Annotated in this window: 24 protein-coding genes; 6 read left to right on the top strand and 18 right to left on the bottom strand. The window is 72.7% G+C overall.

The genetic code is table 11. The features are described from left to right. Positions 1-57: 57 nt before the first annotated feature. The 5 genes from ACQBJO_RS16880 to ACQBJO_RS16900 form a co-directional block, all read right to left on the bottom strand. A complete protein-coding gene (locus ACQBJO_RS16880) occupies positions 58-1,500 on the bottom strand; it encodes an alkaline phosphatase PhoX (RefSeq protein ID WP_421007648.1) in 1,443 nt (480 codons plus the stop codon). Between the two features lie 111 nt (positions 1,501-1,611). Continuing rightward, positions 1,612-2,121, bottom strand: a complete 510-nt coding sequence (locus ACQBJO_RS16885; RefSeq protein ID WP_255184794.1) for an SRPBCC family protein — start codon at positions 2,119-2,121, stop codon at positions 1,612-1,614. After that, positions 2,118-2,462 (bottom strand): ArsR/SmtB family transcription factor, encoded by a 345-nt coding sequence (locus tag ACQBJO_RS16890; RefSeq protein WP_421007649.1) that lies wholly within the window; start codon positions 2,460-2,462, stop codon positions 2,118-2,120. The genes ACQBJO_RS16885 and ACQBJO_RS16890 overlap by 4 nt, the downstream gene beginning before the upstream one ends. 136 nt (positions 2,463-2,598) lie before the next feature. Continuing rightward, positions 2,599-3,849, bottom strand: coding sequence for an RNA polymerase sigma factor (locus ACQBJO_RS16895; RefSeq protein WP_421007650.1), 1,251 nt, complete (start codon positions 3,847-3,849; stop codon positions 2,599-2,601). Next, the gene (locus ACQBJO_RS16900) at positions 3,846-4,238 is read right to left on the bottom strand and encodes a YciI family protein (RefSeq protein WP_255184797.1); all 393 of its coding nucleotides are present in this window, start codon (positions 4,236-4,238) and stop codon (positions 3,846-3,848) included. Before ACQBJO_RS16900 ends, ACQBJO_RS16895 begins: the two co-directional genes overlap by 4 nt. Before the next feature lie 132 nt (positions 4,239-4,370). On the opposite strand from ACQBJO_RS16900, the gene ACQBJO_RS16905 reads away from it, so the two are divergent. Further along, on the top strand, positions 4,371-4,985 hold the full coding sequence (locus ACQBJO_RS16905) for a DUF5701 family protein (protein ID WP_255184798.1): 615 nt from the start codon (positions 4,371-4,373) through the stop codon (positions 4,983-4,985). 106 nt (positions 4,986-5,091) lie between these two features. Here ACQBJO_RS16905 and ACQBJO_RS16910 read toward each other — a convergent pair whose 3' ends face one another. Next, positions 5,092-5,883: a MerR family transcriptional regulator gene (locus ACQBJO_RS16910; RefSeq protein ID WP_421007651.1), complete on the bottom strand. Its 792-nt coding sequence runs from the start codon at positions 5,881-5,883 to the stop codon at positions 5,092-5,094. Positions 5,884-6,056: 173 nt separating this feature from the next. Here ACQBJO_RS16910 and ACQBJO_RS16915 point away from each other — a divergent pair, with 173 nt between their 5' ends. Next, a complete protein-coding gene (locus ACQBJO_RS16915; RefSeq protein ID WP_421007652.1) occupies positions 6,057-6,488 on the top strand; it encodes a hypothetical protein in 432 nt (143 codons plus the stop codon). Further along, entirely contained in the window at positions 6,485-7,987 is a 1,503-nt protein-coding gene (locus ACQBJO_RS16920) for a multicopper oxidase family protein (RefSeq protein ID WP_421007653.1), read from the top strand. Before ACQBJO_RS16915 ends, ACQBJO_RS16920 begins: the two co-directional genes overlap by 4 nt. A 13-nt stretch (positions 7,988-8,000) precedes the next feature. On the opposite strand, the gene ACQBJO_RS16925 is transcribed toward ACQBJO_RS16920, so the two are convergent. The 3 genes from ACQBJO_RS16925 to ACQBJO_RS16935 form a co-directional block, all read right to left on the bottom strand. Next, the gene (locus ACQBJO_RS16925; RefSeq protein WP_421007654.1) at positions 8,001-9,260 is read right to left on the bottom strand and encodes a hypothetical protein; all 1,260 of its coding nucleotides are present in this window, start codon (positions 9,258-9,260) and stop codon (positions 8,001-8,003) included. A gap of 135 nt (positions 9,261-9,395) precedes the next feature. After that, positions 9,396-10,622: an NAD(P)/FAD-dependent oxidoreductase gene (locus tag ACQBJO_RS16930; RefSeq protein WP_421007655.1), complete on the bottom strand. Its 1,227-nt coding sequence runs from the start codon at positions 10,620-10,622 to the stop codon at positions 9,396-9,398. Positions 10,623-10,653: 31 nt separating this feature from the next. Then, positions 10,654-12,744, bottom strand: coding sequence for a HelD family protein (locus ACQBJO_RS16935; RefSeq protein WP_430407132.1), 2,091 nt, complete (start codon positions 12,742-12,744; stop codon positions 10,654-10,656). Positions 12,745-12,905: 161 nt separating this feature from the next. Here ACQBJO_RS16935 and ACQBJO_RS16940 point away from each other — a divergent pair, with 161 nt between their 5' ends. Both ACQBJO_RS16940 and ACQBJO_RS16945 read left to right on the top strand, forming a co-directional pair. Beyond that, on the top strand, positions 12,906-13,712 hold the full coding sequence (locus tag ACQBJO_RS16940; RefSeq protein WP_421007657.1) for an alpha/beta hydrolase: 807 nt from the start codon (positions 12,906-12,908) through the stop codon (positions 13,710-13,712). A 52-nt stretch (positions 13,713-13,764) separates the two neighbouring features. Then, positions 13,765-14,337 carry a hypothetical protein gene (locus ACQBJO_RS16945; protein ID WP_421007658.1) on the top strand — a complete coding sequence of 191 codons (573 nt, stop codon included), beginning with the start codon at positions 13,765-13,767 and terminating at the stop codon, positions 14,335-14,337. A gap of 98 nt (positions 14,338-14,435) precedes the next feature. Here ACQBJO_RS16945 and ACQBJO_RS16950 read toward each other — a convergent pair whose 3' ends face one another. The 8 genes from ACQBJO_RS16950 to ACQBJO_RS16985 all read right to left on the bottom strand — a co-directional run bounded on the left by ACQBJO_RS16950 (position 14,436) and on the right by ACQBJO_RS16985 (position 23,257). Further along, positions 14,436-15,944, bottom strand: coding sequence for a CoA-acylating methylmalonate-semialdehyde dehydrogenase (locus tag ACQBJO_RS16950; RefSeq protein ID WP_421007659.1), 1,509 nt, complete (start codon positions 15,942-15,944; stop codon positions 14,436-14,438). 92 nt (positions 15,945-16,036) lie between these two features. Then, complete coding sequence (locus tag ACQBJO_RS16955) at positions 16,037-16,780, bottom strand: hypothetical protein (RefSeq protein WP_421007660.1); 744 nt, start codon at positions 16,778-16,780, stop codon at positions 16,037-16,039. After that, a complete protein-coding gene (locus ACQBJO_RS16960) occupies positions 16,777-17,766 on the bottom strand; it encodes a vWA domain-containing protein (RefSeq protein ID WP_421007661.1) in 990 nt (329 codons plus the stop codon). The genes ACQBJO_RS16955 and ACQBJO_RS16960 overlap by 4 nt, the downstream gene beginning before the upstream one ends. After that, complete coding sequence (locus ACQBJO_RS16965) at positions 17,763-18,746, bottom strand: VWA domain-containing protein (RefSeq protein ID WP_255184810.1); 984 nt, start codon at positions 18,744-18,746, stop codon at positions 17,763-17,765. Before ACQBJO_RS16965 ends, ACQBJO_RS16960 begins: the two co-directional genes overlap by 4 nt. Further along, positions 18,746-19,219 carry a hypothetical protein gene (locus tag ACQBJO_RS16970; protein ID WP_255184811.1) on the bottom strand — a complete coding sequence of 158 codons (474 nt, stop codon included), beginning with the start codon at positions 19,217-19,219 and terminating at the stop codon, positions 18,746-18,748. The genes ACQBJO_RS16965 and ACQBJO_RS16970 overlap by 1 nt, the downstream gene beginning before the upstream one ends. Continuing rightward, positions 19,209-20,090, bottom strand: coding sequence for a DUF58 domain-containing protein (locus ACQBJO_RS16975; protein ID WP_255184812.1), 882 nt, complete (start codon positions 20,088-20,090; stop codon positions 19,209-19,211). Before ACQBJO_RS16975 ends, ACQBJO_RS16970 begins: the two co-directional genes overlap by 11 nt. 7 nt (positions 20,091-20,097) lie before the next feature. Continuing rightward, on the bottom strand, positions 20,098-21,159 hold the full coding sequence (locus ACQBJO_RS16980) for an AAA family ATPase (protein ID WP_421007662.1): 1,062 nt from the start codon (positions 21,157-21,159) through the stop codon (positions 20,098-20,100). Positions 21,160-21,178: 19 nt separating this feature from the next. Next, entirely contained in the window at positions 21,179-23,257 is a 2,079-nt protein-coding gene (locus ACQBJO_RS16985; RefSeq protein WP_421007663.1) for a discoidin domain-containing protein, read from the bottom strand. Between the two features lie 86 nt (positions 23,258-23,343). Here ACQBJO_RS16985 and ACQBJO_RS16990 point away from each other — a divergent pair, with 86 nt between their 5' ends. Continuing rightward, positions 23,344-24,687, top strand: a complete 1,344-nt coding sequence (locus tag ACQBJO_RS16990) for an MATE family efflux transporter (protein ID WP_421007664.1) — start codon at positions 23,344-23,346, stop codon at positions 24,685-24,687. A gap of 60 nt (positions 24,688-24,747) precedes the next feature. On the opposite strand, the gene ACQBJO_RS16995 is transcribed toward ACQBJO_RS16990, so the two are convergent. Continuing rightward, positions 24,748-25,365 carry a hypothetical protein gene (locus ACQBJO_RS16995; protein WP_421007665.1) on the bottom strand — a complete coding sequence of 206 codons (618 nt, stop codon included), beginning with the start codon at positions 25,363-25,365 and terminating at the stop codon, positions 24,748-24,750. Positions 25,366-25,406: the final 41 nt, after the last annotated feature.

Below are 25,406 nucleotides of genomic sequence, written 5' to 3' on the forward strand. Positions count from 1 at the left end.
GACGTCCGGGGCCGCAGGACGAGCGGCCCCGGACGAAGGGGGACGAGCTGGCCGGCGTCAGCCGCGCGCCTGCTCCCGGGCATTGGACGGACGGCCCCACGGCCCGGTGATGGCGAAGGTGCGCCCCGGGTCGCCCTGGATGTTGGCGAAGAGCGTCGTGCCGGCCGCGTCGAAGGTCGGGCCGGCCCACTCGCTGTCGTCGACGAGGTTGAGCGCGAGGCGATAGGCCGTGCCCTGGTCGGTGACACCGATGAGCTGCGAGGCGCCCTCGCCGTCCTCGGCGAGGACGAGCCCGCCGTGGGGCGAGACGGTGATGTTGTCCGGGCCGTCGACGCCGGCACCGTCCTCGTTGACCGCGAAGATCGTCGTCAGCGTGATCGTCTGCTTCGCCGGGTCGAAGAACCACACCTGGCCGTCGTGCTCGTGGAGCGAGCCGTCGTCGCTGCGGGCATAGCTCGAGACGACGTAGACGCCGCCGTCGCCCCACCACTGCCCCTCGAGCTTGCGCGCGCGGGTCACCTCGTCGTCGGCGAGCTGCTCGCGGATCGGGGTCTCGCGGGCGTCGCGGTCGGGGACCTCGACCCAGCGCACGGTGTAGGTCGTGTTGGTCTTCGTCGCCTTGGACAGGTCGGTGACGTGGGTGCCGTTGCGCTCGAAGGCGACGAGCGCCTCGAGGGTGCCGACCTCGACGGCGCCGTCAGCGGCGAGCGCGTGGAGCGCGCCCTTGCCCTGGCGGTAGCCGGCGGGCGGGGTCCAGCGGTAGAAGAGTCCGTTGGGCTCGTCGGCGTCCTCGGTGAGGTAGATCCGGCCGGTCGCCTCCTCGACGACGGCGGCCTCGTGCTCGAAGCGCCCGAGGAACTTCAGCGGGATGTTGGCCTTGCCGATGTTGGCCGCCTGGCTGGTCGGGTCGACCTCGAAGACGTAGCCGTGGTCCTGCTCGAAGGTGTAAGTGACGCCGTCGTCCTCGTGGGTGCCGGCGCGCTCGTCGGTCTCCTCGCAGGTCAGCCACGTGCCCCACGGCGTGATGCCGCCGGCGCAGTTGTCGACGGTGCCGGCCACGGAGGTGTAGTGCTCGACCACGGTGTTGTCGGCGTCGACGACGAGGGTGGAGGTGCCCCCCTTCGCCCCGCGGTCGTAGACCAGGCCGTCGACGTGCGGGACGGTGTCGTCGTCGGCGCCACCGATCTCGTGGTTGCAGACGATCGTCGAGCCGCCGCCGGCGCGGGCGAAGGCGCCCATCGCGTCCTGGCTGCCGGCCACGGCGTAGCCGCCGACCGTCGTCGTGCCGGACTCGGCGAGGACGGTGTAGCTGAAGCCCTCCGGCAGCGCGAGCAGCTCACCCGCGGGACGCAGCGGGCCGTAGCCGGCGGCCAGGCGGGTGGTCTGCGCGGCGCTGGCGTGCGAGGCGAAGGGGGCGGAGCTGCCGGCGACGAGCAGGCCGAGGGCGCCGGCGGAGCCGCCGAGGAGGGTACGGCGGTCGATCGGGGTGGGGGTGGACATGGGAACTCCTGGGATCGGTCGAGGGGGCGTCCGCAGTCCAGCAAGCAGGAGTTCGCCCGGGCGACCCTGACGGGTCCCCCGGGCGAACGGTGGGTAAAACATGGGCCGCGCTCAGGCGGCGAGCAGCTTGTCGAGCTGGCTGACGGCGGACTTCGAGCCCTCGACGACGCCCATGTCGAGCACCTTCTGCATGTCGTCGGCGGACTCCCACGTCGAGGTGTTGACCATGCGCGCGCCACCGTCGACGGCGACGAACTCGACGACCATCGTCGACGTGGGGGCGGAGTCGACGGGGTTGCCGTCGGCGTCGGCGAAGTAGTCGCGCAGCTCGAGCCGGCGGGGCTCCTCGACGGCGACGACGGTCCAGCCGCCGGGGAACTTCTCCCCTTCGGGGCTGGTCATGTGATAGCTCACGGTGCCGCCGGGGGTGAGGTCGTGCTCGGTCACGGTGGCCGGGTAGCCCTCGGGCCCCCACCACTGCTCGAGCTGGCGCGGGTCGGCCCACACCTGCCAGAGGCGCTCGACGCTGACGGGGAACTCGGTCGTCATGACGAGGGTGCGGGTGTCGAGGTCGGTGGTGACGTCGATGATGGGCATGTCGATCTCCTGGGTGTGGGTCATGCGGTGGGGTTGGTGCTGTCGTTGGCCAGCAGGGCGTCGATCCCCGCGACCCGGCCGCGCCACACGGCCTCGAGCTCGGCGAGCAGGGCACCGACGGCACGCACGGCCTCGACGTCCCCGCTCGCCAGCGACTCTCGTCCGCTGCGGCGCTTGGTGATCAGCCCCGCCCGCTCGAGCACCGCGACGTGCTTCTGAACGGCGGCGAAGCTCATCGGGTAGTCAGCGGCCAGGGCGGACACCGAGTGCTCCCCCGACAGCACGCGACGCAGGATGTCCCGCCTCGTGCTGTCGGAGAGCGCATGGAAGAAGGCGTCTGCCCTCTCCTCGTCCGTCGGTGCCATGGATCTAACGTACAACCAGATGGTTGTACGTTGTCAACCCTCACGCGTCACACGTTTTCCGGGTGACCCGGAAAACTGCCGCTTCGCATGAGTTCTAAACCCTTGCGAAGCGGCAGTTTCTCGGGTCACCCGAGAATCAGCCGACGGTGGCCGCCCGGCGGTTGAGGTAGCGCTGCTCGGGGATGCTCTGGGTGCGGCTGGCCGCGAGCAGGTATGCGGCACAGGCCTCTTCGCGTCGGCCGGCCATCTCGAGCAGGTGGGCGTGGACGGCGTGGACCCGGTGCCCGCGGGCCAGGGTCGGGTCGTCGAGCAGCGGGGCGAGGGCGTCGAGGCCAGCCGCCGCCCCCTGCGCCATGCCGATGGCCGCCGCGAGGTTGAGCGCGACGACCGGCGAGGGCGCGATGCGCAGCAGCATCCGGTAGAGCACGACGATCTGCAGCCAGTCCGTCTCCGCAGCCGTCGCCGCCTCGCCGTGGACCGCCGCGATCGCCGCCTGCAGCTGGAAGGGCCCGACCGCCCCACGCACCAAGGCCTCCTCGACGAGCCGCACGCCTCGGGCGATCGCGTCGTGGTCCCACAGCGCGCGGTTCTGGGCATCGAGCGGGACGAGGTCGCCGGCCGCGTCCACCCGAGCAGCCGCACGAGCGTTGTCGACGAGCAGCAGGGCGAGCAGGCCCGCGGTCTCGGGGTCGCGCGGCAGCGCCCGGTGGAGCCGCTCGGCGAGGCGCAGCGCCTCGCGCTGGAGGTCGACGTCGACGAGCGCGTCACCGGCAGCGGTCGTGTGCCCGGTGGTGAAGACGAGGTAGACGACGTGCCGCACCGCGTGCAGCCGCGCCGTCGCGTCCTCCTGCGTCGGCGGGGCGAAGGGAGCTCCGCTGCCCCTGATCGTCGACTTGGCCCGGCTGATCCGCTGCGCCATCGTCGCCTCGGGCACGAGGAAGCAGGCCGCGATCTGCGCGGTCGTCAGACCGGCGACGGCCCGCAGGGTCAGGGCCACCCGGGAGGCGTCGGACAGGTCGGGGTGAGCGCAGAGCATCGCCATCCGCAGGGTGTCGTCGTCGACCGGCCGCCCCTCGACGACGGCTCCGGGGTCGCCGACCCCGACCCCGCTCCCTTCGAGCAGCGGTGCGGCAGAGCGGGACTCGCCCTCCTCCCGGCGCTCACGGGCGTCCGCGGAGCGCCGGGCGTCGATGAGCCGTCGGGAGGCGACGCGGACGAGCCAGGCCTTCGGGTCGTCGGGCCGACCGTCACGCGGCCACTGCTCCGCCGCGGCGAGCAGCGCCTCCTGGACCGCGTCCTCGCAGGCCCCGAAGTCGCCGCTGCGCCGCAGCAGCGCGGCGAGGACGTCGGCGGTGTGCTCCCGCCAGACGTCCTCGCCGGCGCTCACTGCTCCTCGCCGCCGGGCCACATCGTCGGCCGCACCTCGATCGTCTCGCCGGGGCCGGCGAAGGCCCGACCGAGCTCCTCGGCCCGCTCCCGGTCGGCGACGTCGACGAGGAAGAAGCCCGCAAACTGCTCCTTGGTCTCGGCATAGGGACCGTCGGTCGCGATCGGCTCGCCATCGGCCCAGCGGAAGAGCCGCGACGTCGCCGGGTCACCGAGGGCCTCCGCGGCGAGGAACTCACCCGCCTCCTGCATCTCGGTGAGCAGCTGCTCGAAGTCACGCTCCATCTGCTCGCGCTGCTGGGCCGGCAGCGCCTGGTGCTCGGCGACGAAGTCTCCCGTGGGGTGGCCCCAGGGCTGGGGCGTGGAGTGGACGAGGATGACGAACTTCATGGTGGTGCCTCCTGCCGCCGGGGCGGCCTCGGGATGCGGCCTGCTGGCCATGACACCACGGACGTCGGAGCCGCGGGGCGCTTCTCGACATCGGCGGGAAGGAAATCTCACCCGGGACGCGTTCCCCCACCGATGACTGCCGACGCCGCCGCCCAGACCGCCCGCCTCATCGCCCTCGGGGTCCACGACCTCGCCGGCCTCACCGCCACCGCCTTCGCCGACCTCGTCCCCGACGCCCCGGAGGGCGACGGCGTGCTCGTGGTCTCCCCTTCGCTCGTGCCGGCGGCGGACCTCGCCCCGCTGCTGACGAAGGGGGACCAGCCCGGGTTCGTCGTGACCGACATGACCGACCTGGCCGACTTCGTACCGCTGCCCGACGAGGTCGTGCCCGATGCGCCGCTCTACTGGATCGCCGGCATCGAGCGCGGCGACGAGATGGCCAACTGGTCACCCGACGAGGCGCTGCCGGCGATCCGCGAGCGCCGCCGCCACCCGCTCACGGTCAGCGAGGGCATCAGCTGGCTGCTGCAGGAGCCGGAGCGGCTCGAGCGCAACCGGTGCTTCATGACGATCGCCTCCCGCAAGCCCAAGGCCAAGGGCCTGGACGCCCGCACCCCCGCCATCTGGATCAGCAACGGCACCGGACGCGACGGGCGCGACCGCAAGGGCGCCCCCAAGGTCGGCTGGTGCTGGGCGGGCAACCGGCACACCTGGCTGGGCTTCGCCTCGGCGGCCGCGCGCCACTGACGGCCCCGCGCCGCACTCACGGGCGTGCACAAAGGGTCGTCCTCGTGCATCTCGCGGCACTCATCTGCCCGTTGACGCCTCAGGACGACCTCTTGTGCACACGCCCTCAGTCGGCGTGGCGCGCCGCGTTGGCGACGATCGCGTCGTGCAGCCACTGCGCGGTGCCCGGCTCGATCTGCTCGTAGTGCTCGGTGAAGCGCGGGTCCGAGAGGTACATCTGCGCCAGGCAGACCTGGAACTCGTGCGAGCAGTCGTAGTAGCGCTCGATGCTCGCGCGGTGCCGCTCGGCGAGCACCGCAACGGCGTCGCCGTCGACCGGCGTACCCGCACGCACCGCGGCCCCGAGGTCGGCCTCGAAGGTCTCCATCTCGACCTTGACCTCGGCCCACTGCTCCTTGGTCATCTGCTGCGTCCGGGCTTGCGACTGCGCCCACTTGTCGGTGTCGCCCCAGCGCTGCTGCGCCTCGGCCTGGTACTCCTCGTTGTAGCCGTCGCCGAAGAGCTCCTTGAGGTCCTCGGTCGTCGCGGGCTGGTTGTCCATCTCTGCCTCCAGTCGTCGGTCGATCGCTTCGACCAGGTCGGACATCTGCGCCAACCTGGCCGTGACCTCGTCGCGCTGCCGCCTCAGGTGGTCGATCACCTCGGCACCGTCGGCGTCGAGCAGCTCACCGATCTCCTCGAGGCTGAAGTCCAGCCTCCGGTAGACGACGATCGTGCTCAGCCGCTGCAGGTCCTCGCGGGTGTAGAGCCGGTAACCCGCCGGCGTGCGCTCGCTCGGGTGCAGCAGCCCGACCTCGTCGTAGTGGTGCAGCGTCCGCACCGTCACGCCGAAGGTCTCGGCCACCTGCCCCACCGTGAGCGCCTCCATGAGGCCAGTGTGCTGCGCGATCTCGGTCATGGCGACGACTGTGGTGCCTCACGTCGCGTGAGGGTCAAACCCGCCCTCCTTCGCGGGTCTCGAGGCTCGCAGGCGCGCACCTCGACCACCGTGGAGGGTGGGGCGATCCCCCCGTCGCCTCGGGGTGCCCGGCCCATGGTGGCGGGGCGCGCCGGTCCATAGCGTCGAAGACCATGACGACGCCCGCCCTCGCCCCCTTCGCGCCACCGACGCCACGCCGGTCCGGGCTGCACACCGCGCTGCTCTGGATCACCCGGCTGGTGATGCTGCCGCAGGCGATCGCCTTTGTGCTGCAACCGATCTCGATCGGCTCCTTCCTCCAGGGCACGTGGGCGGCGCTCGACGTGCACCTCGTCACCGGCGGGATCCTCGTGCTCGTCACGTGGGTGACGGGGGCGTGCGGGCTGGCCCTCGGCGTCGTCGGTCGGCACTGGTGGCTCGTCGCCGCTTCTCTCGCGCTCGGGTTCCTCACGACGGCGCAGGTGGCGCTCGGCTCGACCCGCGTCCTCGTCCTGCACGTCCCGCTCGGCGTCGCCCTCGTGGCGCTCGCCCTGTGGCTGGCGGTCTGGCCGTGGACCCGCGCGGCGAAGGGAGCCCCCCGGTGAGCCTGTCCCGTCGCCAGCTCTTCGGCCTCTCCGGCGGCATCGTCTCCGGGGTGGCCCTCGCCGCCTGCGGCCTGAGCCTCACCTCCCCGGGCGGGTCCACCGGGGCCCTCCTCGCGAGCTCGGTGCCGTTGCCGCGCCCATTCGGCACGGACCTGCCGCGGCTGACCCCCCTTCGTCCTGATCGTGACGGCCGGGCGCGAATCACGGTGCGGCGCAAGGCCGTCGAGATCCTGCCCGGGCGCACGACGGAGATCGCCGGCTACGACGGCCTCTTCCCCGGACCCACCATCGAGGCGACGAAGGGGGTCCCGCTGCACCTGACGGTGGCCAGCGATCTCGACGTCCCGGTCGTCAACCATCTGCACGGCGGCGTCGTGCCGCCGGAGCACGACGGCTACCCGACGGACTTCGTCCAGCCGCGCGCGTCTCGCGTCTACGACTACCCGCTCGACCAGCGCGCCGCGATGCTCTGGTACCACGACCACGCGATGGACCTCACGGGGCCGAATGTGTACGCCGGCATGGCCGGGGCCTTCGTGCTGCGCGACCCGGCCGAGGAGGACCTCGGGCTGCCGCGCGGGGAGCGCGAGCTGACCCTCGTCATCACCGACCGCAGCTTCGGCGACGACGCCGAGCTCGTCTATCCCGTGACCGACGGGGTCATAGACGCGCGCTACCACGGCGGCCTGCTCGGCGACGTCATGCTCGTCAACGGCGCCCCGTGGCCGCGGACCGATGTCGACGCCGCCCGCTATCGGTTGCGAATCCTCAACGCCTGCAATGCCCGTCGCCTCGAGCTGGCTCTCGACCCGGGCGGCGACCTCGTCCAGGTCGGCACCGACCTCGGGCTGATGACCCGGCCGCACCGGCGCTCGACCCTCACCCTCGCGCCGGCCGAGCGGGCCGACGTCGTCGTCGACTTCTCGGAGCACGAGGTCGGCTCGCAGGTGACCCTCGTCAACCGGCTCGACGGCGGCGCGATGGGTCAGGTGATGCGCTTCGACGTGGCACGCCGGGCTCGGGACGACTCGCACGTGCCCTCACGGCTGTCGAGCATCGAGCGGCTCGACCCGGCCGATGTCGTCGTGACGCGCGACTTCAAGCTCTCGCTCGGCGCGCGCGGCCAGGGACACGGGTCGCACGGATCGGCGGGCGGGTCCAGCGGCGGGGGTCGCGACGGCGGCGGGGGCGACCTTGCGATGTGGACGGTCAACGACCAGCCCTACCGGCCGGGCGTCGACATCGCCCGGCCACGGCTGGGGACCCTCGAGCGGTGGCGCTTCACGACCGACGTGCACCACCCGGTCCACGCGCACCTCGTCGGCTTCCAAGTCGAGCAGGACGGTGCGCCGGTCTGGAAGGACACGATCGACGTCGGCCCGACCTCGCGCGCCGAGGTGCTCGTGCCGATCGAGGGCTATCGCGGCCGCTACGTCCTGCACTGCCACAACCTCGAGCACGAGGACCGGATGATGATGGCGGACTTCTCGGTCGTGTGAGCGCGGAGCCGGACTACTCGGCGAGCTGTGCCTCGATGCCGTCGCACCTGACGTGCGGGATGCTGCGCTCCATGTCGCGGTCGTAGACCGTCACCATCGCCTCGTCGGCCCCCGGGAAGGCGCACGCGCGCTCCATCGTGGCGCGCAGAGCCGTGTCGGAGGCGTCCACGGCCTCGCCGACGATCTCGAGGTCGGACTGCTCGCCGTCGAAGGCGCGCCCCTGGGTCACGGTGAAGCCGCCCGCGTCCTTGTCCGCCGGGTGCTGCTCGGACCACGTCAGCCAGTCGTGCAGGGCGGCGGGATCGGCAGCGCAGTCGAGCTCGACAAAGCGGTCGTAGCCGAGGACGTCGTCCGAGGTGTAGCCCACCGCGACGACGGTGACCTCCGCTCCCTTCGTCGAGGGAGCGCACTGGATCTCGAGCAGCTCGATCGCCTCCGCGGAGGCCAGGTCGGGGTCGGTGCCGACGAGGTCGACCCGCGACCGCAGGGTCACCTCGGACCGCGTCTTCGCATCCCCCGAGACGAAGAGCGGCGACGCCGGTGCACCGTGCTCCTCCAGGTCCAGGTGCGGGAAGCGCGAGGTCTTCAGCTGCGGCTCGACCTGCGCGGCGAAGTCCTCCTGGGCGGAGGCCTCCGCTCGGGAGTGCATCCAGTCCCGGACCGCGCCCCCACCCCACCACGCGAGCGCGACCACGGCCACGAGGACCACCGCCGTCAGGAGTCCCGTCAGCACGAGGTTGCGCATCCACCACGGCGAGAGGCGGTGCTCCTCCTCCGCCCCGGTGACCGGTCGGGACCTGACCCCGAGCACGGCCGCCAGCTCCTCGAAGGTGTCGTCCGGGAAGAGCGAGTCCGGCAGGGCGACGAAGCGCCGACCCCGCACGTCGGTGATGAACCAGTAGTGCAGCTCCAGCGACTTCCCGACGGTGGGGTAGGCGCTGCCGCGCACGAGATCCCCCACCTCGTCCCGGAGGAGGCGCTGACGAACACCGAAGCGGGTGACGACCAGCTCGTCGCGAGTGAGCCGGACCGTCGACAGTCCGTAGAGGCCGTAGAAGAGCGTGGCGCCGACGAAGACGCCGCCCACCGTCCACGACAGCATCGTGACGGTGCTGCTCCAGTCGTTGTTGCGGTAGTAGTAGCCGCCCCACACGACGATGAGTCCGACCAGGGTCAGCCAGTTGTTGCGGACGTTGGTCCAGCCGAGGCGCAGTCCCGAGGAGCCCGCTCGGCGGGTGAAGGTGGCCGGCTCCGTCTCGGTGGACTGGTCCATGTCTCCCTGGTTCTTCGTGCTGCCGTCGCGCGTCCGGGCGGACGGGCGCCGACCAATCTATGCAGGCGCGAGCACGGACCGGACGGCAGGGTGGTCACTGCCGGTGGGCCCGCGTCACCGCTCGGTGTGCCCGCGTCACCGCAGGGAGCGAAGGGGGGTCCCCGGGTCCGCGAGTGCCGTCGGGTCAGGAGTCGCACCGGTCGCGATGAGCTGCTCGGCGACCCGGATGTCCTTGGCGACGACCGGTCCGCGGCCCAGGGAGGTGGCGGCGACGAGGCGCCCCTGCGCGTCGAGCCCGAAGTGGATCAGCGACCCGTCCTCGCGCTCGCGCACGACTTCGCTGACGGCCGTCGTCGGCAGGCCCGCCGTCTGGAGCATCTGGTCGTACTGGTCGGACCAGAACCACGGGACCGCGACGTGTGGCTCCTGCCCACCGGTCATCGACGCGGCCACGGTGACCGCCTGGTCGTGAGCGCTGCGCCAGGACTCGACGCGGGCCCGGTGACCGCTGCGGGCATCGGGGACGGCGGCGCAGTCCCCCGCCGCCCAGATGTGGGGGTCGCTCGTGCGCAGCTGCTCGTCGACGACGATCCCGTCCTCGACGAGCAGGCCTGCGGCAGAGGCGAGCTCGGTGTGCGGTGCGGCTCCGACACCGGCCACGACGGCGTCGACGTCGAAGCTCTCGCCGGTCGACAGGCCGACCCGCAGGCCGACCGCCACCTCGTCGACCGAGGTCACGGTGGTGCCGGTGCGCACCTGCACGCCGTGGTCGGCGTGCAGGGCGACGACCTCGTCGGCGACGACCGGCGGCACCATCCGCGCGAGCGCCCGGTCGGCCGCCTCGACGACGACGACCTCCATGCCGCGCTGCCGGGCCCCGGCGGCGATCTCGAGACCGATGAACCCGGCCCCGATGACGAGCAGCCGGCCCCCGGCCCGCACGAGGTCGCGCAGCGTCGCCGCCTCGGCGTGGGTGCGCAGGTAGTGCACGTGGTCCAGCCCGAGCCGTCGCGACCCCGCCCCCGTCGTCAGGAGCAGCCGGTCGTAGGGCATCGCCCCCGCGTCGGTGACGACGGTCCGCGCCTCCCGGTCGATCGCCGTGACGTCCACCCCGAGGCGAAGGGAGATCCCCGCCTCCGCGAGCTGCTCCGGCGTCCAGGGGTGGACGAGCTCGGGGTCGTCGTCGGCGAGCGCGGCCTTCGACAGCGGCGGGCGCTCGTAGGCGACGACCTCCTCGCGCCCGAGCAGGGTGATCGACCCGGCGAAGCCGCGCTCCCGCAGGGCCATCGCCGCCCGGGTCCCGCACTCGCCGGCGCCCACCACGACGATGCGCTCGGCGGTGTCCCCGCTGCTCTCGGTCATGCCCCGACCTTCGCACAGGCCCCGCCGGGGGTCACGCGATGACCACCCGGCCGAGCTCCTGGGTGCAGCGGGTGAGGGCGACGTAGAGCCCGTTCCACCCGCGCGGCTCGGCGGCGATGCCGTCGGGGTCGACGAGCAGGGTGGCGTCCCACTCCAGCCCCTTGGCCTGGGTGGCGCTCATGACCGTGACGTCGGGGCCGAGGGCCGCGGCGAGGTCGGCGACCCGGTCGGCGGGGGCGACGACGCCCACCGACCCGCCGTCCCAGCGCTCGGCGAGTGCCGCGTGCTCGGCCGCGGCACTGGCGGCCAGGTCGGCCTCGGGCACGTGGCGCTGCCACGGCTCGACACCGCTGCCGCGCACCGCGCGCGGCGGCTCGTTGGTGCTGCCGGCGGCCTCGAGGACCGGACCGGTGAGGTCCATGACCTCGCGCGGGGTGCGATAGCAGATCGTCAGGTCGGCGCGGCGCCACCGGTCGGTGAGCACCTCTCCGAGCGCGCCCTCCCACGTCGTGTGGGCGTGCGGCGCCTCGGTCTGGTCGATGTCGCCGACCGCGGTGATCGAGGCGGCCGGGCAGCGGCGCAGGACCATCTGCCACTCCATGGCCGACAGCTCCTGCGCCTCGTCGACGACGACGTGGCCGTACACCCAGTCCCGCTGCGCCGCAGCGCGATCGGCGACGAAGTCTCCCTGCGTCACCCGGGGTGCGTCCTCGCCGAGCAGGTCGGACATCGCGTCGAGCAGGGCGATGTCGCTCGGGGCGAAGGGAGTCGGCTCGGCGGCCACGAGGTCGCGCTCGTCGTCGGTGAGGCCGGGCACGGCAGCGAGCGCCGCCCGGTCGCCGAGCAGGGCTCGCAGCTCGTCTGCGGGGTCGCGGTCGGGCCACCAGGCACGGACCCGGGCGGCGAGGCCGGGGTCGTCCTCGATCCGCCGACGCAGCTCCTCGACCTCGTCCTCGCTCAGCTCGCCGTCGACCGAGCCGCTCGAGCCCTGCGTCCGCGCGCCGCGGTCGTCGCTTCGCGCCAGGCTCGCGTCGACCCGGTCGAGGATCTCCTCGAATCCCTCCTCCGCCGAGGCGAGCAGCTCGACGACCCGCTCCGCGACGAGCTCGGTGAGCACGTCGACGAGCTGGCCGGTGAGCACCCGCCGTGCTGAGTGGTAGGACCGGCCCGACAGCGCGCCCCGCTGCAGCCGATCGATCGTCGCGGCCGGCACGAGGTAGTCCTCGCCGTCCCAGTGCAGTGTCAGGTCCGCAGGCGGTGGCACCAGCCCGGCGACACGGTCGGCGAGCGCCTGCTGCCACAGCGCCCGTCCCTTGATCTCCGCGAGGCGACGCTCCTCCCTTCGCCCCGGACGGACCCCGGGCAGGAGGGTCTCGCAGGTCGCCGAGACGACCGCGGTCTCGCCGAGCGCGGGCAGCACGTGGCCGATGTAGTCGAGGAAGCGCTGCGAGGGCCCGAGGACCAGCACGCCCGCCCGGGCGAGCTGCGGCTGCGCGAAGAGGAGGTAGGCGACCCGGTGCAGCGCGACGACGGTCTTGCCCGTGCCGGGGCCGCCCTGGACGACGAGCGCGCCGCGCGGGTCCGCCCGCACGATGTCGTCCTGCTCGCGCTGGAGCGTGGCCACCGCCGTGCCCATCCGGCCGGTGCGGCGCTCGTCGAGCGCCGCGAGCAGCGCGCCCTCGCCGACCAGCTCGCCGTCGGTCGAGCCATCGAGCAGCTCGTCGTCGACCGCGACGACCCGCCGCCCCTCGGTGCGGATGTGCCGGCGGCGCGAGTTCCCCTGCGGCGCAACCGCGGTCGCGGTGTAGAAGGGGCGCGACGCCTCCGCCCGCCAGTCGACGACGAGCGGGTCCGCATCGTCCTCGGCGGCCGGGACGCCGACGCGTCCGATGCGCAGGCTGCTGCCGTCACGGGCATCGAGGCGCCCGAAGACCAGCCCCTGCTCGGCCTGCATCAGCTCAGCGAGGCGCTGCCGGGTGGCCCGCATGGCGGCCGCGGCCACCGAGTCCTCCCGGGCGCTGCCCTGCAGACGCCCCTCCAGCTCGTCGACCACCTCGCCCCGGCGGGCGTGCGCCGCGTCGAGCGCCTGCTGCTCCTCACCGATCGCGTCCTGCGTGGTCATCTGGTCGGTCCTGCCTGCGGTCACGCGGTCCCCTGTCCTCGAGTGCGGCCCTGTCCAACGCACGACGCGGCGAATTGTTCCCACGGACAGGACGGCACCCCCCTTCGCCCCGGGTCCGCTGACAGACTGGAGCCGGACACCGACGTCACCCAGGAGGACCCGTGAGCTCCATCCCGCCCGAGGACATCGAGACCCATGGCCACGCCGGCCTGCTCATCGGCTCCCTGTGGAGCCCGCCCGGCGACCCGACGTGGGTGGCGGTCATCGCCCACGGCTACGGCGAGCACGTCGGGCGCTACCAGTGGGTGGCCGAGCGGCTCACCGCCGACGGCGCCGTCGTCTACGCCCACGACCACATCGGCCACGGGCGCAGCGAGGGCGAGCGGGTGCTCGTCGAGGACTTCGAGGGCGTCGTCGACGACCTCCACCTCCTCGTGCAGCGCGCCCACGAGGAGCACCCCGACCTGCCGCTCGTGCTCATCGGTCACTCGATGGGCGGCATGATCGCCGCGCGCTACACCCAGCGCCACCCGCAGGCGCTCACGGCGACCGTGCTCTCCGGCCCGGTGCTCGGCTCCTGGGAGCCCACGGCACTGGCCGACCTCGACGAGATCCCCCCGACGCCCATCGACATCACGACGCTCAGCCGCGAGCCCGACGTCGGCCGCGCCTACGAGGCCGACGAGCTCGTCTGGCACGGCGACTTCAAGCGCCCGACCCTGCTCGCGCTGCGCGCCACGCTCGAGGCGATCACCCGCGGTGGCCGCCTCACCATCCCGACGATCTGGCTGCACGGCGCCGACGACCAGCTCGTCCCGATCGACCGCAGCGACGAGGGCTGGGCGCACATCGCCCCCGACGGCGCCCCCTCGAAGCGCTACCCCGGCGCCCGCCACGAGATCTTCAACGAGACCAACCGCGAAGAGGTCCTCGACGACGTGATGGCCTTCGTGAATGACCACATCTGAGGCACCCCAGAGCGCGCCAACCCCACAGGACCTGAGCCATCGTTGGGCGGCGGTGGCCGCCGTGCAAGCGGCCTCTGCCGCGGCCTCCGGCCGCGAGGGCGCCTGGTGCCGGGACGGGCTGCGTTTCCTGCATGACTTCGGCGGCAGCTGGTGCGCGCTGGCCATGTTGCCGGAGGACCGGGCCCTGCTCTTCCTGTGGGACCGCGGGGCCGAGTCCGCAGACCTCACCGCGGGCGCCCCGGTGGTCATGGACGGGCGACCTGCCTGGTGGCTCGAGGGGCTGCAGCACCCATCGCTGCCGCAGGAGTGCGATGCCATCGACGCCGCGCAGGCCTGGGCCGATGGTATTTGGACGCACGACGCCTTCGACCCCGACGAGGACGCGCAGTGGGACTTCGTCCCCGTGATGTGCGACGAGGACGCCGTCCTCGAGCTCATGGACTGGGTCGAGGCAGAGGCTGAGGACCACGGCCTGACTCCGCCCGACCGCCCCACCATCGCGGCGATCGTCGCGGCCGGTCCGACCGTCAGCGCCGAGCAGCTGGCCGCCGTGGGCTTCCCGCACTGGGACGTCGAGGAGGGCGTGGCGGCTGCCCGTGCCTTCATCCACGAGCCCACCGGCTGAGCTCCTTCGTCACCTGTGTGAGGATCTGCCCGCCCGTGTGACCCCATACGGTGACACGGGCGCGCACAACCTCACACGGCCACGAGGGCCCCAGCGACTCAGCCGTTCGTGGGGAACCCCAGGTCGAGCCCGCCGTGGCTCGGATCCGGCCAGCGCTGGGTGACCGCCTTGGTCCGGGTGAAGAAGTGCACGCCCTCGATGCCGTGGGCGTGGGTGTCGCCGAAGAGCGAGCTCTTCCACCCGCCGAAGGAGTAGTAGGCCATCGGCGTCGGGATCGGGACGTTGATGCCGACCATGCCGACCTCGACCTCGTGCTGGAAGCGCCGGGCGGCGCCGCCATCGTGGGTGAAGATCGCCGTGCCGTTGCCATAGGGGTTGTCGTTGATCAGCTGCAGCCCCTCGTCGAAGGACGCGACCCGCACGACGGATAGCACCGGGCCGAAGATCTCGTCGGTGTAGATCGACATCCGCGGCGTCACCCGATCGAAGAGCGTCGGCCCGAGGAAGTAGCCCGGCCCGAGCGCCTCGGCGCCTTCACGCCCGTCGACGACGAGCTCGGCCCCGGCCTCGACCCCCGCCTCGACGTAGCCGGTGACCTTGTCGAGGTGCGCGCGGGTGACGAGAGGGCCCAAGTCGACGTCGCCGCTGCCGTCCCCGACGCGCAGGGTGCGGGTGCGCTCGACGATCCGGGCGACGAGCTCGTCGGCGATCGACTCGGTCGCGAGCACGACCGAGATCGCCATGCACCGCTCCCCCGCCGCGCCGTATCCCGCCGACACCGCTGCGTCGGCCGCCAGGTCGAGGTCGGCGTCGGGCAGCACGAGCATGTGGTTCTTGGCCCCGCCGAGCGCCTGCACCCGCTTGCCGGCGGCCACCCCGCGCTCGTAGACGTGGCGCGCCACGGGGGTCGAGCCGACGAAGGAGATCGCCTTGACGTCGGGGTGGTCGAGCAGCGCGTCGACCGCCTCCTTGTCCCCGTGCACGACGTTGACCACCCCGTCGGGCACCCCGGCCCCGCGCCACAGGTCGGCGATGAGGTTGACCGCTGTCGGGTCCTTCTCGCTCGGCTTGATGACGACCGCGTTGCCCGTGGCGACGGCGACCGGCACGAACCACAGGGGCACCATCGCAGGGAAGTTGAAGGGCGAGATGACGCCGACGACTCCGAGCGGCTGGAGGATCGAGAAGGCGTCGACGCCGGTCGAGACCCCTTCGGAGAAGCCGCCCTTGAGCAGCTGCGGGATGCCGCAGGCGAACTCCACGACCTCGAGCCCCCGCCCGATCTCGGCGACGGCGTCGTCATGGGTCTTGCCGTGCTCTGCAGTGATCGCCCGGGCGATCTCGTCGGTGTGCTCGACGAGCAGCTGGCGGAAGGCGAAGAGCGCCCTGACCCGCCGCGCCAGCGACGCCCGGCCCCACTCGCGCGCCGCCTCCCGCGCCACGGCGACGACCTCGCCGACGGTCTCGGCGCTGGCGAGGTCGAGCGTGCCGGTGACCTCGCCCGTCGCCGGGTTGCAGACCTCGCTCGTGCGGCCCGGCTCCCCCTGCCACGCCCGGTGGCCGACGAGGTGGGTGATGCGCGTGGGCGCGGACGGGGTGGCGCTCATGTGCCCTCCTTCGGGCAGACGGATTCGTCACCACATCCAAGCGCACGACAGGGGGAGCGTCACCCCCCTTCGTCCATGGGCTCGCGCAGCTCCTACCAGGGCTTCTCGACGGGGTCGGGCCCGCCGCTGCCCTCGGCCTCCGACTCGCGCTTGTCGTTCTCCGACTCGCGCTGGCCGGTCTGGTTGCGCTCCTCGAGCTGCTTCTGCTTCGGGTCCTTGGGCTCCTCGCCCTCGCCCTCGCCGTCGTCCTTCTTGTCGTCCTTGCCCGGGTCCTGCGGGTCCTCCGGCTGCTTCTTGCCGGTCTGCTCCTCGAGCTTGTCCTTCTGCTCCTGCTGCTTGCGCCCGGCCTCGCCGCCGTTGCCGTCGTCGCTGCCGTTGAGGCAGCCCTCGGGGCCCTCCTCGATGAGCGTGAGGGCCTCCTCGGCGAGCGCCTTCTCCTGGTCGGTGTCGCCGGCCTCCTTCGCCTCGTCGGCCTGCTGCGAGATCGTGATGACGAGGTTGGTGCGCACGGTGCAGTCGTCCTGCGGGTCCTTGGTGCGCTCGAGCGCGGTCTCGAGGTCGGCCCGGCCGCCGGCGAGGTCACCGGAGACCGACTTGCCGGTGCCCTCGACGAAGGGAGCGCGCCACCGCTCGACGAGGTTGAGCGGGTGCAGCCGCTCCGCGGCCTTGACCATGCCGTCGCCGTCGTCGCCGCCGTGGGCGTCCTGCGCCTGGCCCATGAAGAGCGGCAGGGTGAGGAAGCGGATCGCCAGGACGATCATGATGATCGCCGGGATGATCGTCGCGATGATCATCCGGCGGCGCCGGCGCAGCCGGGGCTCCATGGGGGCGGTCACGGGGTGCCTCCTGCCTCGGCCTCGACCCGGCGCAGCCGGCCGATCTCGCGGGTGGTGACGAAGAGGTCGGCGAGCAGCAGGCCGGACATGATGAGCGCGAGCACCCACACGAGCGAGGTGTAGGTCTCGATGCCGGCCCCCTCGCCGTCGACGGCCTCGCCGGGGTCGGCGTCGGTGAGCGCCGGCCCGATGTCGCCGCCCTCGCGGTGGGTGTAGGGCACCCCGAGCTGCTCGGCGATCTCCTCGAGCCGCTTCTCGTCGATCTTGCTGACGCCGGGGTTGCCCTGGCTGTCCTTGATGTCCTCACCGGGCTCGCCGTCGGCATCCGTGGAGGCCATCCGGCCACCCTGCTCGGTGCCGTAGCCGAGGACGGCGCCACCGTCGACGAGGTCGGGCAGGTCGAAGGGGGTCGGGTCCTGCGACGAGGTCTGCTCGCCGTCGCCGAGGTAGAAGACGATCCGCGAGCGCTCGGGCTGGCGCTCCTTGGCCCCCTCGAGGGTGAGCCGCAGCCGCTCCTGGGCCGCGGTGATCGACGAGCCGCCGGAGTAGAGGCTGTTCTCCGCCCGGAGGTTCTCCGCCGCGGTCTTGAGCGCATTGGTGTCCGTCGTCAGGGGCATGACGACGCGGGCGGCGTAGTCGAAGGTGATGATCGAGAAGCGCGCGCCCGGCATCTCCTCCTGGATCTTGGCCATGTCCTCGCGATAGCCCTCGATGCGCGTCCGGTCGCCGTCGTAATCGCGGGCCATCGCCGAGGTCGTTGTGTCGACGACGAAGTAGACGTTGACGTCGCTCGCCGCCTGCCGGGCGATCGCACCGTCGACGGCGGGCCCGAGCAGGGTGAGGACCATGGCGACGGCGGTGGCCAGACGCAGGCCCCAGCGCAGTCGGTGGTGGGTGTCGGCGACGACCCGCCATGCGGTGAAGCCGACGAGCAGCAGGCCGAGCAGGACGACGAGCGGCCAGGGCAGGAGCGGGTGCCAGCTCATCGGCGCCACCGCCACAGCAGCGGGTAGAGCACGAGCAGCCCGAGGAGGCTGAGCACGATCCACACGCGCGGCAGGTCGGTGCGCACGTGCACGGGGGCGACGTCGGGCAGGCGGGCGGACTCGAGCTCGTCGATGTTGTTGGTCACCTCGGTCGTCGCGCCCGGCTGGTCCAGACCCCAGGTCCGCCCGCCCGTCTCCTCGGTGGCCGAGGAGAGCTCGGTGTGCGACGAGCCGAGGGGAAGGGGGTTGAGCGCGTAGACGCGCACGTTGCGGTCCTTGGCCAGCTGGGTCGCCTCGTCGAGGGTGTAGACACCCTCGCCGTGGACGTCGTTGTCGGTGCCGAGGATGATCGCGCGCGGGCGCTCCTGGTCGGCGTGGTCGAAGTTGAGCACGCAGCTCGCCAGGCCGTCGGGCACGAGCGAGCTGGCGAGGATGCGCTCGTTGAAGGTGCCGGAGGTCGGGTCGTACTCGCCGCTGCCGAAGAGCGAGAAGCCCTCCGCATAGCCCTTGAGCTGCTCGGAGACGAGGTCGTAGTCGTCGGTGAGCGGGAAGGCGGTCACCGACTGGTTGTTGAAGAGCACCAGCCCGATCCGCTCGCCGCGGAAGCTCGTGACGATCTCGGAGAAGTTCTCCAGCACGGCCCGGTCGGTCGAGTACATCGAGCCCGAGACGTCGAGGCAGAGCATGATGTCGCGGTTGTTCTTCGACGGGTCGATCGTCTCGGTCGTGCCCGGGCGACCGGCGGCGACCGCGAGCGGCAGCAGCACGACGGCGAGCAGGCCGGCGATGCCGGCGAGGCGCACCCGCTGGCGCGACAGCGCCGCCCGGTAGGCGGGCAGCCGGGTCAGGCGCCGGGAGTTGGCGACGAGGACCGCGTCGCGCGCCGCCTTGTCGCGACCGGCGAACCACCAGCCGAGGCCGGCGACGACGAGCACGGCGAGGACGAGGAGCAGGGTGAGCCACCACCACGCGAGACCCATCACGACCACCCCCCGACGACATCGCGGGCCGCGGACGCCGAGCGGGCGAAGCTCGGCGGGTCGGCCTCGGCCTGGCCGAACTGCCGCGGGTAGTACTGCTCGATGAGGTCGGCGAGGTGCGCCGGCCCGCGCTCCCGCAGGTCGGCCGCCGTCATCGTCTCGGCCTTGAGGCCGCTCGCCTTGCTGACGAAGCCGCGCACGATCTGCGAGAGCTCGTGGTGGCCGCGGCGTGCGGTCGTGGTGCCGGCCCGCACCTCGCGATCGACCGTGTCGATGCGGGCGAGGGCGTCGCGGCGCAGCTTGGCCAGGGCCGACGGCGGGAGCGAGCCGCGCCCGTCCTCGCCCTCCGGCGGTCGGGTGAGCAGCCAGATCCACATGGCCCAGACGACGAGGCCGAAGAGCATGAAGAAGCCCAGGACCGGCCAGACGACGGAGTAGTCCTGCGGGGCGAGGTAGATCGGGTCAGCGTCCACGGCGCCTCTTCTCGAGCATGCGCACGACCATCGGCACGACCTCGTCGGTGTGGCTGACGCGGGCGGAGGAGACGTCGGTGCGCCGGAGCATGGCGTCGAGGTCGTGGCGTCGGGTGCCCTCGGACTGCGCGAAGGCGGCCGCGAGCTCCCGGTCGGACGCGAGCAGGTCGGGCAGCGGGTGGTCGACGGCGACGTCGCGCACCAGCGTCTCGGGGTCGAGGCCGAGCGGGTCGAGGTCGGCGACGTCGACCCACAGCACCTCGTGCCGCAGGCGAAGGGAGCGCAGCGTGTCCTCGACCGCGGCGGGCTCCACGCCGTCGTCGGCAATGACGAGCAGCACCTTGCGACCCTTGACGTTGCGGGTGATGTGCCGCAGCAGGCCCGGCAGGTCGGCGGAGGGCGAGTCCGGCTGGGATCGGGCGAGGCTCTCCTGGAGCAGGTGCTCGAGATGGCCCTCGGAGCTGCGCGCGCGGGTGGCGTGGATGCGGCCGGGGGCACCGCTGATCATCGACACGTCGTCGCCGTGGCGCACGGCGAGCCAGCCGAGGACCCCGGCGGCGAGGACCGCGACATCGCGCTTCGGCTCGCCGCCGGCCGCGGTCGCGGCCATCTCGCGCCCGGCGGGCATGACGACGACGAGCTCGAAGTGCCGCTGGGCGACGTAGCGCTTGATGAGCATCGAGCCGTGGCGGGCCGAGGCCTTCCAGTCGATGTCGCGGATGTCGTCACCGACGGCGTACTCGCGCAGGTCGTCGAAGTCCATCGAGCGGCCCTTGTGGACAGAGGCGTAGCCGCCGTCGAGCAGCGCGACCGACCGACGTCGGACGTGGATCGACAGCTTGCCCTTGACCTTGTGCACCAGCCGCGTCATGGCGGCCCTACGGGGTGCGGACGGCGCGGACGACCGCGTCGATGATCGTCTCGACGCGCACGTCGTCGGCGGTGGCTTCGTAGGTGAGCAGCACGCGGTGGCGCAGCACCCGGTGCGCGAGGTGGCGCACGTCCTCGGGGATGACGTGGTCGCGCCCCTGGAGCAGGGCCGCGGCCCGCGCCGCCTTGGCGAAGGCGATCGAGGCGCGCGGGCTGGCGCCGATCTCGACGTAGCGGGCCAGCTCGGGCGGCATGACCTTGCCCGGGGTGCGGGTGGCCGCGACGAGGAAGGTGATGTAGTCGAGGATCGCCTTGTCGAGGTAGACCGAGCTCGCGAGCCGCTGCAGCTCGCGGGCATCGGCGACGTCGATCATCGCCCGGTCCGGCTGGTCGAAGACGCCGGCGTCGATGCGCCGCACGACCTCGGCCTCCTCCGCGGGGCTCGGGTAGTCGAGCAGGTCCTTGAGCATGAAGCGGTCGAGCTGGGCCTCGGGCAGGACATAGGTGCCCTCCTGCTCGATGGGGTTCTGCGTCGCGAGGACGAGGAAGGGCTCGGGCACCTTGAAGACCTGGCCGCCGATGGAGGTCTGCCGCTCCTGCATCGCCTCGAGCATCGCCGACTGGGTCTTGGCCGAGCTGCGGTTGATCTCGTCGAGCAGGACGAAGTTCGCGTGCACCGGCCCGAGCTGGGTGACGAACTTGCCCTGGCTCGCGTCGTAGACCTGGGTGCCGACGATGTCGCTCGGCAACAGGTCGGGGGTGCACTGGATCCGCTTGAAGGACCCACCGATCGCCGTCGCGAGCGCGTGCGCGGCCGTCGTCTTCGCCAGGCCGGGCACCGACTCGAGCAGCACGTGGCCGCTCGTCAGCAGACCGATGAGGAGGGTCTCCCGCAGCCGCCGCTGGCCGACGACCTTCGACTCGAAGCCCTGGTCGACCGAGGCGACGAGGGCACGGGCCCGCTCCAGCTGGTCCTTGCTGATCCTGCTCGTGGGCGGCACGTCGCTCCCCTTCGCTGTGGTGGTCTGGTGTCCGCCGCCAACTCTACGGATCGGACCACGACCCGGCATTGGGGAGCACTCCCCCGGGTCAGCTGCCGATCTTCACCTCGTGCAGGGAGATGCCGTACTGCGTCGCCCGCTCGTCCGTGACGACCCGCACGTGCCGGGCGGAGGTTGCCGGGATCGTCAGGTGGTCCAGGCCGCCGTCGCTGCCGCGGACCGTCTCGACGGTGCGCCAGGCAGCGCCGTCGAGGCTCACCTGGAGCCGGTAGTCCCTGGCGTGGGCGCGCTCCCAGTCGAGCGTCACGGTCCGCACGAGGCGCGGGGTGCCCAGGTCGACCGACCACCACGCGTCGTCACCCCACCGGCTGGCCCAGCGAGTCGAGCGGTCGTCGTCGATGGCACTGCCCGGGCGCAGCCGGCCGGTGAGCGTCCACTCCGTGCTGCTCGCGGTGGCGACCGCTCCCTTCGTCAGGTCGGCGCCCTGCTGCCAGTCGGCCGTCGCCGACCAGGTGCGCAGATAGGACTCCGGGCCGCGGAGCAAGTCCTCGACGACCTGCTGCCCGGGCTCGCCGTGGTTGCTGCGCATGTCGGCCACCCAGTCGGGGACCATCCCGTAGTGGGCGACCCCGTCGCGGTTGTAGTCCCACGTGCGCTCGCCGGTCACCTGACGCTCGACGGTGCCCCGGCCGGTGAGCGGCACGAAGGGGTAGACGAGCGGGCGCTGGGCCGCATCGGCACGCGGCGGCGGGGTCCCGCCGAAGCCGTTCATGTCCATGCCGAAGCCGTAGCCGACGTCGTACTTCTGCCGCACCGGCCGGTCCGCGGCACCCTCCTCGACGAAGGCGTCGGCGCCGTGGCCGTACTGGGTGATGAAGCCGCCGAGCCGGTAGATCCGCTCGGTGAAGTGCTTGTCCATCCACGAGTGGCTCGAGATGACGCCCGGATAGCCCTCGGACTCGAGGACCTCCATGGTCCGCTGGGCCGCCTTCACGCTCTGGTGGTCGAGCTCGACGAGCAGGCCGCGGTCCATCATCCCGCGCAGGGCGTACTCACCGAGCGCGGTCAGACCCTGCCGGTTGCAGTGCGGCCCCTCCGGGTAGATCGGCAGCACCTGACCGGGGACGAGCTCGGCGACCTTGGGCGGGATGACCCCGCCCTCGACGGTGTTGTCGTGCAGGTCGGTGGGGCAGCGCTCGACCTGCCACCACTGCCCCGTGGACAGGAAGTTGCCGACGTTGACGACGATGCCCTGGGTCCCGGGGTCGAAGCGCACCCCGCACAACGCGTTGTCGAACTTGTGGCACAGGTACATCGAGCGGATCCCCAGGCCCTTGACCTCGTCGAGGCCGGCGTCGATCTTCGCCTTCGTGCAGTGCGAGACGCCGAGCGTCATGCCGCAGCCGAAGGGGGCCGACACCTCCATCCCGAGGATCACCGCCATCTTGCCCTGCTCGATGTACTCCCGGGCCTCGTCGGCCGTGTAGGCGATGCGGAACCAGCCCTTGCCGGGCCCGCCGTGCCGGGCGTCGATGAAGGCCTCGAGCTCCTTGGTCTTCTTCACCTGGCGGCGCACGACGTCCATGTCGTTGCACGAGCTCGTGTTGACCTGCGTCGGCAGCGAGCACAGGACCGAGTTGTTGACCGTGTCGGCGACCATGACCCGCTGCCCGGCCCGCCAGGCGCGCTCGACCCAGCGGTAGTACATCTGCTGGTGGGTGAGCGAGGACCACGTCGGGGCATCGGTGAAGGTCGGGTAGAGATCGGTGTCGTGCGGGTCGAAGGGCCCCTTGCCCTCGAGGTTCGTCACGTTCTCGATCAGGCCGGTCCGCCCGTCGGTGCCGTGGCTGTGGCAGTCGGTCAGGGCGTCCTCGATGCCCAGCTCGCTGAAGGTCTTGCCGCAGACGATGTCGCCGCCGAAGCCCTCGTCGGACATCAGGTGGGTGTGGGCGTCGATGAGGCCACGCACCTCTCCCTTGGGCCCGGTGCCGGTGGCCGGCGCGCCGCTCACGCCCACCTCGGAGTCCTCGGCGAGCGGGTTGCTCTGCTCGTACCACGGGGTCGGGTCGGCCCCGGCTCCCGTGGCGCTCAACCCGAGCAGGGCCACGAGCACGAGCAGGACGAAGGGGGTCACTCGCCCCCGGCGACGGCGCTGCGGTCTGGTCATCATCGACTCCTACCCGTGGGTAACTTGGACGCTGCAGCCACCGTAGCGGCATCGGGCCGTCGGCGCGCGACTCGTAGGGTGCTCGGGTGACCTCCCCCGATCCGGCTCCCACCGTCGGGCCGCGCGAGATCCTCGCGCTGGCCGTGCCGGCCTTCGTGGCCCTCGTCGCCGAGCCGCTCTTCCTCATGGTCGACGCGGCGGTCGTCGGTCGGCTCGGCGTGGTGCCGCTCGCCGGGCTCGGCGCCGCGAGCTCCGTGCTCCTCACGGCCGCAGGCGTCTTCGTCTTCCTCGCCTACGGCACGACGAGCGTCGTCGCCCGCCAGCTCGGCGCCGGCTCCCGGCGCGGAGCCATCGAGGTCGGGGTCGGCGGTGTCTGGCTCGCGGCCGGCCTCGGGCTGCTCGCGGCCCTCGTCGTCGGGCTCGGCGCCCGCCCCCTCGCCGCGGCCTTCGGCTCGTCACCGGCCGCGCTCGACGAGGCGGTGACCTACCTGCGGGTGAGCGCGCTCGGGCTGCCCGCCATGCTGCTCGTGCTCGCGGCCACCGGCATCCTGCGCGGGCTGCAGGACACCCGCACCCCGCTCGCCGTCTCCGCGGTCGGCTTCGGCGCCAATGCCGTGCTCTCGGTCGCCCTCGTCCTCGGCCTCGGCATGGGCATCGCGGGCTCCGCCTGGGGCACCGTCCTCGCCCAGTGGGGCATGGCCCTGGCCCTGCTCGCGGTCGTCCTGCGGCAGGGACGAGGTGCGGCGGCCTCCCTTCGTCCTCATGTGGGGCGGGTCCTCGGCGCCGCCCTCGACGGGGCGCCACTGCTCGTGCGCACCCTCGCGCTGCGCGCGATCATCCTGCTCACCGTCGCGACGGCCGCCGGCTTCGGCGACGTCCCGCTCGCGGCCTACCAGGTGACGACGACGATCTGGTCGCTGCTCGTCTTCGCCCTCGACGCCCTGGCGATCGCCGGGCAGGCCCTCACCGGGGCGCAGCTGGGCAGCGGTGACGCGCGCGGCGCCCGCGAGGCGACCGCCCTCATGGTCCGCTGGGGCGTGTGGGGCGGAGTGCTGCTCGGCGTCGGGCTGCTCGCGCTGCACCGGGTGCTGCCGGCGCTCTTCACCGACGACCCGGCCGTGCGCAGCGCCATCGCCGCCGGCCTCGTCGTCATCGCCCTCGGGCAGCCGCTCGCCGGCTACGTCTTCGTCGTCGACGGGGTCCTCATCGGCGCCGGCGACGGACGCTGGCTGGCGATGTCGATGACCCTCGTGCTGCTCGCCTACGTGCCGATCGTGCTCGTGACCCGCGCGCTGGGAGCCGGCCACGGGCCCGAGGCGGCGGTCGTCGCGCTGTGGCTCGCCTTCACGGCCTTCATGCTCGTGCGGGGCGGGTTCATGGCCTGGCGGGTCCGCGGCGATGCGTGGGCCGTCACCGGGGCGACCCGCTAGCCCGGACCCTGCGTCGGGACGGGCTCGGTCAGGCCGGGCCGCGTCGGAGGCCGGGCTGCGTCAGAGGACCGGCTGGCGGGTGCTGTCGGCGTAGGAGTACCAGCCCTGGGCGGCGAGTGCCTCGGCGAGGCGCCGCCGGCCGGCGGCGCCCTCGGCGACGACGACCGCCAGCTCCGAGGGGCGCAGCGGGCTGATCGACAGGGCGCGCACCGACCCGATCGTCTGCGGGCGGCCGGGCAGCTCGACGCCGAGCAGCAGCCCGAGACGACCGTCGGCGACCCAGTCCGCGGGCGCGTCACCTGCGGAGATCTCGAGCGAGATCAGGTCGTGGTCGGCCAGAGCGGCGGTGACCGCGTCCGGTCCGGCCGCGGCGAGCGCACCGGCGGCCTCCTCGAGCGCGGTGACGAGCCAGCGACCCTCACCCTCGACGCCGTCGACGAGCTCACGGCCCTCGATGTAGACCTCGAGGCCGAGGGAGCTGCCGTCCGCACCGGCAGCGGAGAGACCGTCGGTGGCGGCGATGCCCGAGTGGGGGGTCGTCACGTGGACGTAGCCCGACGAACCGCCAGGCCACAGGCCCGCCTCGTCGGCGTCACCGAGCGGTCCGCGCCGCGCGCCGACCTGCCCGACCTGCCCCCAGAACTCGTCGCGCGTGCTGCTGTCGTCGGTCTGCCCCATGGAAGTCACCCCTGCATCCTGCCTGCTGCCCGGCACCGGGG

Source organism: Janibacter zhangyanbonis (assembly GCF_050507325.1).
GTDB lineage: Bacteria > Actinomycetota > Actinomycetes > Actinomycetales > Dermatophilaceae > Janibacter.